This window comes from Desulfonatronum thiodismutans, assembly GCF_000717475.1.
In the GTDB taxonomy this organism is placed as follows: Bacteria; Desulfobacterota; Desulfovibrionia; order Desulfovibrionales; family Desulfonatronaceae; genus Desulfonatronum; species Desulfonatronum thiodismutans.
In genome coordinates this window covers 560,959-570,720 of sequence record NZ_JPIK01000004.1, presented here as the reverse complement: position 1 = coordinate 570,720, position 9,762 = coordinate 560,959, and the positions used below count along the sequence as shown (strand labels likewise).

The following is a 9,762-nucleotide window of genomic DNA, read 5'->3' as shown; positions in this document are numbered from 1 at the left end:
TTTTTGAGCCGATTTGAATACTGTGTTTCGTCTTGACCGTCGAATTGAAAATAGTTAATTTGCATTTGATCCTTTCTCCTGTTTTGTATTGTTACCGTGAAGAAGTTACATCCTAAACAGTGAGAAAGGATCTTTCAAGCAAAAACCCTCTTAATTTTCAACATATTGACATGTAGTCAGACTGTAACAGCATCCCCGAAAGTTGAGTAATTGATGGCCTTCCTAGGTGGGTGACCCCCAGTGTTGCCCAGTATGCATTTATAGCTTTAGGGGGGGTGGTTCTTGCTACCTTGGCGTGGAAATATCCGATCATTATTTGGAACTTGGCAAGGACCTCTTTACATAACGCATTCTCTGACATTGAATGGATTGATGGAACTCACTCAATACATTCGTTTTCATACGTAATAAGTAGACCGCACAACCAAGCTCTGGTTGAAGGTGTTCGGCTAAAAGGTCGAAATAAGAGAAATAGAGCCATAACACTTAATAACTTTTATCTTAGATCGTTGGTCACAGGCGAAACTATAAAAGGTGAAGTCAACAATCTAGAAGCTGAAGAAGTTGAAATAATAAATAATGGTACATTTTCAATTGCATTTCGATTTCCCAACGAAGATGGAAGGTTAACAAACAACACAATCAGTGGAATAACCTTTCAAAGCTTCCTGGAACGTTTCGGGCAGTTCGAGATCGTTTTGGAAGTGGATGGCCAGCATCATCGGTTGCTATATGACGATGCCAAAACCAAGGAATGGGTCACGTCAGTGCAGATGGGTTTGATGATGCCAGCCCCCGGAGAGAAAGCGACGGCACTGCCAAGACGCTAACAATGCGCTACACCTGACAAAAACTGCCTCGCAGTTTTTGTCAGGTGAGCTTGGTCGTTGGGCGTCAAATCCAGGGTACACCGAATGAAGAAAGCACTACATCCGACCGAAAAACGCCCGATCACGGTGGTCCAATACATCCAGTTATTCGGCCCTAAACTTGATCCTTTGGGCAAACGACGTAACAGACCATTAGCTCGATGTCCCGCATGCAATGAGGCCATGCATCCTAGAGGGGAGGCGGATCCAGAGGTGGATGGTGTTTTTGCCCACAAACCGAAATCGACCGCTTACTGCCCCCTCAAGGAATCAGCAGCTCGACCTTATCAGATACTTCCCCCGACAAATCCAGATCTCGGTAAAGCAGAACGGCTAAGAAGTGCTTTTTTCTTGCACTGGAAGCACCACTGGAAGCTGATCCGAGATTATGCACCGTTCGCAGATATCAAGGAGTTCATTGCGCTCATTCGGCACGCGGATCAACAGCGTCTCTGGCAGTACAGAAATATCCAGGAGCTTGAGGTTCCCTTCATTTTCTTGGTGCTCAAGGATTTTCCTCCCATCAAAAGTAAGGGGAAGTGGTTGCGGAAAGAGTGGATACGGTTTTGGTTTGATTCTCGAGTGCGGTCTGTTGAGGATTTATGGATTAATACAACGGGCGATTGGAGGATCGTGAAAGCAATATACGCGGTGCCACGGAAAAAAGATGTAGTTCCTGGGCCTGCGCAACTCAAGTCGACAGAAGTTCCACCGCTAAAACTGAATTTCTTAGACAAAGTTGAGCCGGCGGTGCACCCCTATCAGGAGTCATCAATGAAGGCCGCGTTTCCTGAAGAGCTTGAAGCATGAGTCATCAGCGCCCAACCACTGGCCGGGGCTGACTGCGTCCAGTCGGTTGCCCTCGCCGCGGAAGCCGCGTCGAGAACAACCGACTGGACCGGACTTCGGCCTGTCCTTGCGCAAGCGAGCTTGCTCCAGCACAGGCCGAAGCCGGTCAGCCTCGGCCCGTTAGAACATAAAAAGGAGTAATGATGTGCAATGTTTTTGAAGTATTTCAGTCGTCTGGTGTGCCTCAGCATACAAGAATTGAAGTTCCGGAGCATAACACAAGAATATTGAGCTTCCTCTCAACACCAGGCGAGCATTTAATTATTCATGGCCCCTCTAAAACTGGCAAGTCTACCTTGTGGATCTCACAGGTTGGGGAGAAATACGCAATAAAAATTCCATGCAATGAATCAACTACACTCGAAAGCACATACCGTGATATCGCAGATGAATTAGATATATTTTTTACAAACTCCACAAGTACTGACGAAAAAGTCAAAGCTGGTTTCAAGGCAGAAATTAAAGCAAAAATATATGGATTAATTGATGGGAAGGCTGGGGGGAGTTATGGGACAGAAAGAGGTGAGCAAAAAGACATCCAACGAATAACTCCGCCAACAATAGGAGCAAGAAATATATCAAAATATCTCAAGGCAGCCGATAAACACGTTGTCTTAGAGAATATTCATTATTGTACACCTGAATTTCGTCGAGAATTGTCAAAGGATTTGCACAACTTTTCGGATTACGACTGCAAGTGGATTATCGTAGGCGTTCAGCATCAGGCCGATCAAGTATTTATTGAGAATCGTGACCTCGTTGGGAGACTTAGGGAAATTCAATCAGGTCTTTTTTCGTTGCCCCAAGTATCTGAAATACTAAAGCTTGGTGAGGAAAAATTAAGAATCAAATTTTCCGATGATATCCGTAGAAGCATCTTTGAAGAATCAGGTGGTAATGCTGCTCTTGTTCAGGATATTGCGAAAAACATATGCTTATTGTTGGAAATATTCAGCAAGCAAGACACGTTGACAGAAATATCAGATGTGAATCTTGTCTCTAGAGCATGTAAGGAAATCGCTTCTTCTTGTGCCCAAGTCTATTCAAAATTCTGCGACGATATTGTTAAGGGTGGAAGGAGTGATGGCTCTACAGAAAAATATAAATGGTTTCTAAAACTTGTTCGTGACAGATTAATTCCAACTTCAGGGTTATTAAACACTGAAGTCTATAAAATGATAGTTGAACTTGGGCATACGGATATTTCCCAAACATCTGTAACCCAAGGTCTTCAATATATGAATAAACTCCAGCAAAAACGACATATTAACCCGCCAGTGTTAGAATATGATGAAGAAAAGTCTCGTTTGTATCTCCTCGATCCCTATTTCAGATTCTGCTTACAGTGGATACCAGGTTTAATTGAAACAGACTAGATGTTCTGACCAGACGCTTAACCTGACCTCGAGAACGTCTGCGGCGCTGACGCGGCAATTCTGATGGGGCGGCAGGTTAGCTTCACGTTCCCGCGACACTTCCGCATCGCAGGAACGGGCAGTGCCCAAGCAACCCCGGCAAATGCATCGCCACCAAAGAACAAAGATGGAGACCAGATGGCGATTACTGAGACACCCAGCACCGACTATGCCCTTACCGCGTTCCTTTGGAAGTTGGCCGATGGAAGGTGGCCGATGCCCTCCGCAGGCTAATGCTGCGCAAACAGAAGCTTTCAGCAGGTACCAGGAAAAAAAATGAGACTCTGGAGAGTCGATGATCATGACCGAACAAGAACTTGAACAAGCACTGATCGGCAAACTGACCGATCTTAAATACACCCGCCGCCCCGACATCCGCGACCGCGCCGCTCTCGAAGGGAACTTCCGCAACCACTTTCAGGCCCTCAATCGCGTCCAGCTCACCGACGGCGAATTCAAGCGCCTCCTTGACGAGATCATCACCCCCGACGTCTTCACCTCCGCGACCCTGCTTCGCGAGATCAACAGCTTCATCCGCGACGACGGCACCCCGCTCAACTACACACTGGTCAACATCAAGGACTGGTGCAAAAACACCTTCGAGGTCGTCAACCAGCTCCGCATCAACACCGACTACAGTTTCCAGCGCTACGACGTGATGCTCCTGATCAACGGCATCCCCGCCGTGCAGATCGAACTCAAGACCCTCGGCATCAGCCCCCGCCGGGCCATGCAGCAGATCGTCGACTACAAAAAAGACCCCGGCAACGGCTATACCAAGACCCTGCTCTGCTTCGTCCAGCTCTTCATCGTCTCCAACCAGACCGAGACCTACTACTTCGCCAATAACAACGACCGCCATTTCGCCTTCGACGCCGATGAAAACTTCCTGCCCATCTACCAGCACGCCGCCGAAGACAACGCCCGCGCAAGGCCAGCTAGCATCCCCAATCAGCCCCAAGGGGGCGACATCCGTATAGCCAGGGGCAACGCCCCTGGATAAATATGGCGGAAGAAAACATTGAGCCCTGAAGGGGCGACATAAACCAAATAGAAACGGTTACCTATGCCGCAATCCCTATCCAATATCCTGCTCCACCTCGTATTCAGCACCAAGAACCGGGAACCGCTGATCCTTCCCGAACTGGAACCCGAACTCTACGCCTACATCGCGGCCATCCACAAAAAACTGGCCTGCCCTTTGCTGAAAATCGGCGGGACGGAAAACCATCTGCACATTCTTTGCCGGTTGGAACGCGTTGTTGCGGTGAGTAAACTATTGGAAGAAGTGAAAAAGAGTTCCTCGAAATGGATCAAAAATATAGATGATCGCCTGGCGGGTTTTGCCTGGCAGACCGGGTATGGTGCCTTTTCTATCGGCATGTCCAATGTGGAAGCGTTGGAGCAATACATCGCACGGCAAAAGACGCACCATCAACAGGTGAGTTTTGAAGACGAGTATCGAGCGTTGTTGAAAAAATACCGCGTCGAATGGGACGAGAAATATGTCTGGGATTGATGCGTATGCCGCCCTTTCAGGGCTGGTTGGATTTTTTACCCAAGCCCAGGGGCGTTGCCCCTGGCTATATGGATTTCGCCCCGTTGGGGCGGAATGGCAACGGCCGGAGAATATCGAGCGGTACGCCCGGCGGGTTTCAATGGAGGAGATCAAAGAGAACGACTACAACCTGGACATCTCGCGCTATGTCGGCAAGGCCGAGCCGGAATCCGCCATCGACCTGGATGACGTCCATCGGGAAGGATATCCAGGAGTCAGCGGCAAAACACAACGAGTCCCTGAAGGAACTGGGACTTGCCCCATTGTCGTCCGTTCACGAATCCAAGTAAAGTTTTCAGGTTATTAGGCTGCGGCGTGTCCAGGGGGATTTCCCGGTAAGGGCCTGCAAACATCGAAATCGAAATCGCGATCGTGATCGAAATCGAAATCGATTTCCGGCAACTTTCCGATTTCGATACCGATTCAAAACGCTCGCGGCTCGAGAACAAATCCGTCCTGCCGGCTTGCTTTTCAACCCTTGTCAGTCCACTCCAAAACCATTACAGTTTCGTCTCCTTTATCAACTGACACGAGGTGAGCACGTTCATGCAAAAGAAGAAAAATTCGCGCACCGTGTACATCGTGGCCTTGGCGCTCTTTCTGGTCGGCTTCGGGACGTTGCTGATGGCCGGGCTGAAACAGAACAGCATTTATTTTTTGAATGTTTCCGAGGCATTGGCCATGCCTGCGGAGGATATTCAGCAGATTCGTCTGTTCGGGACCGTGGCCGGGGACGGCTTGGTTTTTGATCCCCAGCATATGGGGGTCCGGTTTATGCTGGCGGACAGCGACGATGCGTCGCAGCGCATCCCGGTTCAGTATCGGGGCGTGGTCCCGGATCTGTTCGAGCCCGGGGCCGAGGTGATTCTGGAAGGCGGGTACTTGATCCAGGAAGGGGTCTTCAACGCCAAGACCCTGATGACCAAGTGTCCTTCGAAGTACGAGGCCGAGAACCGGCCCGGATGAGTTTTCCCCCTATTCCTTCTGCAGAAGCGGTCCGCGAGTGACGTGAGCGGGCCGTTTTTTTTGGAGCGCATTCATGCACATTATTCCGTATTACAGTCTTCTGGCCGCCCTGTTGCTTTCGTTGCTGGCGGCCGCGGCCTGCGTCCATCAAGCCTGGGAGGGCCGGTCCAAGGTGCTGCCCTGGGTGGAGAACGCCCAGATCGTGATCTGCACTCTGGTGACCATCAGCTCGTTCTTCCTGCTCTGGGCGTTTTACGTCAAGGACTTCTCCCTGCTCTACGTCAGTCGCTACTCCGATTTGACCCTGCCGCTGTTCTACCGGCTGACCGCCTTCTGGGCCGGGCAGGCCGGGTCCATGTTGTTTTGGGCGTGGCTGGTGGTGATTTGCGGGACGATCATTCTCTTCACCAGACGATATCGGCTGCTCAGCGGCCAGACCCGGATCTTTTTCTGGATTTTCTTTTTGGGAATCCAGGCCTTTTTTATGTACCTGCTCACCGGGCATCAGAATCCCTTCATGGAAATCTCCCCCGCGCCGTTGGACGGCCAGGGGTTGAACCCGCTGCTCCAGCACCCGGGGATGATCATCCATCCGCCCACCCTGTTCATCGGGTACGCCGGGTTCACTATTCCGGCCTGTCTGGCTTTGGCCTGCTGGATCACCGGGGAAAAGCAGTCCTGGATCCAGATCGCCCACAACTGGACCCTGACCGCGTGGATTTTCCTCTCCGCCGGGATCATCATCGGCGGATGGTGGGCCTACCTGGAGCTGGGATGGGGCGGTTACTGGGCCTGGGACCCGGTGGAAAACGCCTCCCTGATCCCCTGGCTCAGCGCCACGGCCTTCCTGCATACGGCCATTGTCGGCCAGGGCCGCAAGGCCCTGGGCAAGACCAACGTGCTGCTGATGGTTCTGACTCTGGTGCTGTGCTTCATGGCCACCTACCTGGTGCGCAGCGGGGTGATCGACTCCCTGCACGCCTTTGGCGACGGCGGGGTCGGCAATCCGCTGATGCTGTTCATGATGTTCAGCATGGCGGTCACGGCTCTGGTCCTGTTTTTCGGCCCGGCCCGGGATGATCGCCCCTTGAGCGGGCTGGCCAGCCGGCAAGGGTTGCTGGTGGTCACGGCCTGGGTTTTTCTGACCTTGGGCCTGGTGGTCCTCATGGGCACCTTCTGGCCGGTGATCAGCAAGCTCTGGACTCCGAATCCCATGGGTCTGGACGCCGGGTTCTACAACCGGGTTTGCTTGCCGCTCTTCGCGGTGATCGGCGCGATCCTGGTGATCTGCCCCTGGATCCAGTGGAAGGAGGGCGTGCGCCACGGCAAATGGCTCGCGGTCCTGGCCGGGATCTGGCTGGCCCTGGGCGTGGTGCTCTGGCTCAACGGGATTCGCATCCCTCTGGCCCTGGTCGGGGCCAGCGCGGGGTTGGCCATGGTGGTCAGTATCGTGATGCTGTTTATTGTGGACCCGTCCCTGCGGAAGCGGCGTACGGCCTGGGGGGCCTACGGGGTGCATCTGGGCGTGGCCCTGATGTTTCTGGGCGTGGCCATTTCCGGCCCGTACAAGGTGGAGGCCGAGGCCGTGCTCGCTCCCGGCGAATCCATGACCATCCAGGATTACACCATCACCTATGTGGGCATGGAAACCTGGAGCACCCCGGCCATGATGGTCTATGCCTCCCGGCTGGAGGTTTCCCGGGACGGCAAGGTCATCGGCGAGTTGGCCCCGCAGAGACGCTCCTACCGGACCTGGGATCGGCCCCATGCCAAAATCGACACGCGCTTCAGCCTGGGCGTGGAACTCTACGCCACACTGCTGGGCTTTACCGAGGACGAGATCATCAGCCTGAAAATGAGCACCCAGCCTTTGGTGAACTGGATCTGGATCGGTTGCGTCCTTCTGTGTCTGGTGGGGTTTGCCGCATTGCGCACGTCCAAGGGCAAGGACCGGGAAACCAACGCCGGAGCTGATGCGGCCACCGCCTGAAGGCGGTGATGCGCCGTGGCTTCGTAAGCAGTGGCCCTGAATGACCCAAAGTGAACCAGCACTCGTCAGCCTGAACGGGGTTGGCCATTTTTTCGGCCAACGCCTGGTTTTTCGCCAGGTCACCCTGGGCGTCGCGCCGGGCGAGGTGCTGCTGGTTCTGGGGCCCAACGGGGCCGGGAAGTCTACGTTGCTGCAGATCATCGCCGGGCTGCTGACCCCTGGAAGCGGGGACATGGCCTGGAATCTTGAACACGGCGAAATCGGCTATCTCGGCCACGGTACCTGCGTGTATCCGTTTTTGAGCGCCTCGGAGAATCTTTTTTTCTGGGCCAGGATGCACGGCATGACGCCCTCCATCCCGGATATCTCCGCGGTCCTGGACCGGGTGGAACTGAAAGCCGCGGCCCTGGAGCGGGCCGGCACCTTTTCCCGGGGCATGGCCCAGCGGCTCAGCTTGGCCCGCGTCCTTCTGCTCAACTCCCGGATGCTGCTCCTGGATGAACCGGCCACGGGTCTGGACACGGCGTCCCGGACCATATTGGACCGGGAGATCGGCCAGGCCAGGGATCGCGGGGCCGCGGTCATCTGGGTCAGCCACGATGCCCGGCGGGATGCCCACCTGGCGGACCGGGTACTGGTACTGCAAGGCAAGCGGCAGGCCTTTCTGGGGAGCGCGAACGACTACTTGGAGTGGTCCGGTGATGCCTAGGCTTCCCAGGTTTCTGGTTCTGGCGCGCAAGGATCTGGGGCTGATGCTCGGCCTGGGTCTGGGTTTGGCCCAGACGGTCCTGCTGGGGCTGCTGATCATCTTCGTCTTCAGTCTTTCCCTGCCCGTGGGCGAGACCATGACCGGCCAGGCCGCCGCGGCAATTTTCTGGCTGGCCTCGGTCTTCGGCCTGGTCCTGCTGTTCAACGCTTTGTATCACCTGGAGGAGGCCAACGGCGTCCGTCTGGGGCTGCTTTTGGCACCCGTCAGTCCGGGGACCGTGTTCCTGGGCAAGGCCTTGGCCGGGGCCGCGCTGCTGCTGCTGGCCCAGGTTTTTTTTGTGCTCGGGCTGGTGGTTTTTCTCGGCCAATCCCTGTATGGCCAGTGGGCATTGGCCCTTGGCCTGGTACTGGCCGTGGACCTGGGCCTGGTTGTTCTGGGTTCCCTGCTGGGTGCGCTCAGCCAGGGTCAGGCGGCCAGAGAGTCCCTTCTCAGCGTGATTCTCTTCCCGCTGTTGGTGCCCCTGCTCTTGGGCGGCGTCAAGCTGGGTGGGGGGCTGTTGTCCGGGGTCGGGTTCCAGGACGATTCCCAATGGCTGACCTTGATTCTGGCCTTCGACGCCCTGTTCGCCGCGGTGGCGTTGATTCTGTTTCCCCTGGTCTTCCGGGAGGGATGAGCCGCTCATGAAAAATTCCGCCTTGCTTTCGACCCTGGCCGTGGTAGCCGCGCTGACCCTGGTGGCCGCGCATCTGGCCATCTGGCTGCATGCCCCGGTGGAGGCGACCATGGGGCTGGTGCAAAAGATATTCTACCTCCATCTGCCCCTGGCCTGGTGGGCCCTGCTCAGTTTTTTTCTGGTCTTCGTGGGCAGCGTGGGCGTGCTGGTGCGCAAAACCCCGGTCTGGGACGCCCTGGCCGGCGCGGCCGCGGAGCTGGGCGTTTTGTTCAGCGGTCTGGCCCTGATCACCGGTTCCCTGTGGGCCAGGCCCATCTGGAACGTCTGGTGGACCTGGGACCCCCGGCTGACCACGGCCCTGATCATGTGGTTCGTGTACATGGGCTACCTGGTGCTGCGCACCTCCCCGATCCCCGAGGTCAAACGCCGGACCCTCTGCGCGGTGCTGGGCATCGTGGCCTTCGTGGACATCCCGCTGGTCTTTTTCTCCACCCGGTTGTGGCGCAGCATTCATCCGTCCGTGATGTCCTCTTCCGGAGGGGGCATGGAACCCGAAATGTGGCAGGCCATGGGCGTTTCCCTGGCGGGAGTTGGCCTGCTTTGGGTTGTCTTGGTTGGCCTGCGCGTCAGACAGATTCTGGCTCAGGACCGTCTGGACGGCCTTTGGGCCGCCCGACTTTAAGTCGTTCCGGGAGCGACGAACCCTGAGTCTCCGGGCGTCGAAAGCCCACGC

General features: G+C 55.1%; 11 protein-coding genes. All 11 read left to right on the top strand.

From position 1 onward, the window contains the following. Nucleotides 1–230 precede the first annotated feature (230 nt). The 11 genes from GY33_RS20860 (at nt 231) to ccsA (ending at nt 9,711) form a co-directional block, all read left to right on the top strand. Complete coding sequence (locus GY33_RS20860) at nt 231–830, top strand: hypothetical protein (protein WP_152555049.1); 600 nt, start codon at nt 231–233, stop codon at nt 828–830. Between the two features lie 84 nt (nt 831–914). After that, on the top strand, nt 915–1,679 hold the full coding sequence (locus GY33_RS0103270) for a hypothetical protein (protein ID WP_152555048.1): 765 nt from the start codon (nt 915–917) through the stop codon (nt 1,677–1,679). 182 nt (nt 1,680–1,861) lie between these two features. After that, nucleotides 1,862–3,094, top strand: coding sequence for a hypothetical protein (locus tag GY33_RS20855; RefSeq protein WP_152555047.1), 1,233 nt, complete (start codon nt 1,862–1,864; stop codon nt 3,092–3,094). Between the two features lie 340 nt (nt 3,095–3,434). Continuing rightward, entirely contained in the window at nt 3,435–4,136 is a 702-nt protein-coding gene (locus GY33_RS0103260) for a type I restriction endonuclease (protein WP_235185443.1), read from the top strand. 63 nt (nt 4,137–4,199) lie between these two features. Further along, nucleotides 4,200–4,652: an IS200/IS605 family transposase gene (gene tnpA / locus GY33_RS0103255; RefSeq protein WP_031385958.1), complete on the top strand. Its 453-nt coding sequence runs from the start codon at nt 4,200–4,202 to the stop codon at nt 4,650–4,652. Then, the gene (locus tag GY33_RS20850; protein WP_152555046.1) at nt 4,639–4,998 is read left to right on the top strand and encodes an N-6 DNA methylase; all 360 of its coding nucleotides are present in this window, start codon (nt 4,639–4,641) and stop codon (nt 4,996–4,998) included. Before tnpA ends, GY33_RS20850 begins: the two co-directional genes overlap by 14 nt. Before the next feature lie 239 nt (nt 4,999–5,237). Continuing rightward, nucleotides 5,238–5,657, top strand: a complete 420-nt coding sequence (locus tag GY33_RS0103240; protein ID WP_028571107.1) for a cytochrome c maturation protein CcmE — start codon at nt 5,238–5,240, stop codon at nt 5,655–5,657. A 73-nt stretch (nt 5,658–5,730) separates the two neighbouring features. Beyond that, nucleotides 5,731–7,647 (top strand): heme lyase CcmF/NrfE family subunit, encoded by a 1,917-nt coding sequence (locus GY33_RS0103235; RefSeq protein ID WP_031385956.1) that lies wholly within the window; start codon nt 5,731–5,733, stop codon nt 7,645–7,647. A 40-nt stretch (nt 7,648–7,687) separates the two neighbouring features. Then, nucleotides 7,688–8,356, top strand: a complete 669-nt coding sequence (gene ccmA, locus GY33_RS0103230; protein WP_031385955.1) for a heme ABC exporter ATP-binding protein CcmA — start codon at nt 7,688–7,690, stop codon at nt 8,354–8,356. Continuing rightward, nucleotides 8,349–9,029: a heme exporter protein CcmB gene (locus GY33_RS0103225; RefSeq protein ID WP_031385954.1), complete on the top strand. Its 681-nt coding sequence runs from the start codon at nt 8,349–8,351 to the stop codon at nt 9,027–9,029. Before ccmA ends, GY33_RS0103225 begins: the two co-directional genes overlap by 8 nt. 7 nt (nt 9,030–9,036) lie before the next feature. After that, nucleotides 9,037–9,711: a cytochrome c biogenesis protein CcsA gene (gene ccsA / locus GY33_RS0103220; RefSeq protein WP_031385953.1), complete on the top strand. Its 675-nt coding sequence runs from the start codon at nt 9,037–9,039 to the stop codon at nt 9,709–9,711. Nucleotides 9,712–9,762 lie beyond the last annotated feature (51 nt).

What these genes read in the sequence shown, in the direction of transcription:
- GY33_RS0103270 (WP_152555048.1), top strand. Translation starts at nt 915, where the DNA reads ATGAAGAAAGCACTACATCCGACCGAAAAACGCCCGATCACGGTGGTC.
- GY33_RS20855 (WP_152555047.1), top strand. Translation starts at nt 1,862, where the DNA reads ATGTGCAATGTTTTTGAAGTATTTCAGTCGTCTGGTGTGCCTCAGCAT.
- GY33_RS0103260 (WP_235185443.1), top strand. Translation starts at nt 3,435, where the DNA reads ATGACCGAACAAGAACTTGAACAAGCACTGATCGGCAAACTGACCGAT.
- tnpA (WP_031385958.1), top strand. Translation starts at nt 4,200, where the DNA reads ATGCCGCAATCCCTATCCAATATCCTGCTCCACCTCGTATTCAGCACC.
- GY33_RS20850 (WP_152555046.1), top strand. Translation starts at nt 4,639, where the DNA reads ATGTCTGGGATTGATGCGTATGCCGCCCTTTCAGGGCTGGTTGGATTT.
- GY33_RS0103240 (WP_028571107.1), top strand. Translation starts at nt 5,238, where the DNA reads ATGCAAAAGAAGAAAAATTCGCGCACCGTGTACATCGTGGCCTTGGCG.
- GY33_RS0103235 (WP_031385956.1), top strand. Translation starts at nt 5,731, where the DNA reads ATGCACATTATTCCGTATTACAGTCTTCTGGCCGCCCTGTTGCTTTCG.
- ccmA (WP_031385955.1), top strand. Translation starts at nt 7,688, where the DNA reads ATGACCCAAAGTGAACCAGCACTCGTCAGCCTGAACGGGGTTGGCCAT.
- GY33_RS0103225 (WP_031385954.1), top strand. Translation starts at nt 8,349, where the DNA reads ATGCCTAGGCTTCCCAGGTTTCTGGTTCTGGCGCGCAAGGATCTGGGG.
- ccsA (WP_031385953.1), top strand. Translation starts at nt 9,037, where the DNA reads ATGAAAAATTCCGCCTTGCTTTCGACCCTGGCCGTGGTAGCCGCGCTG.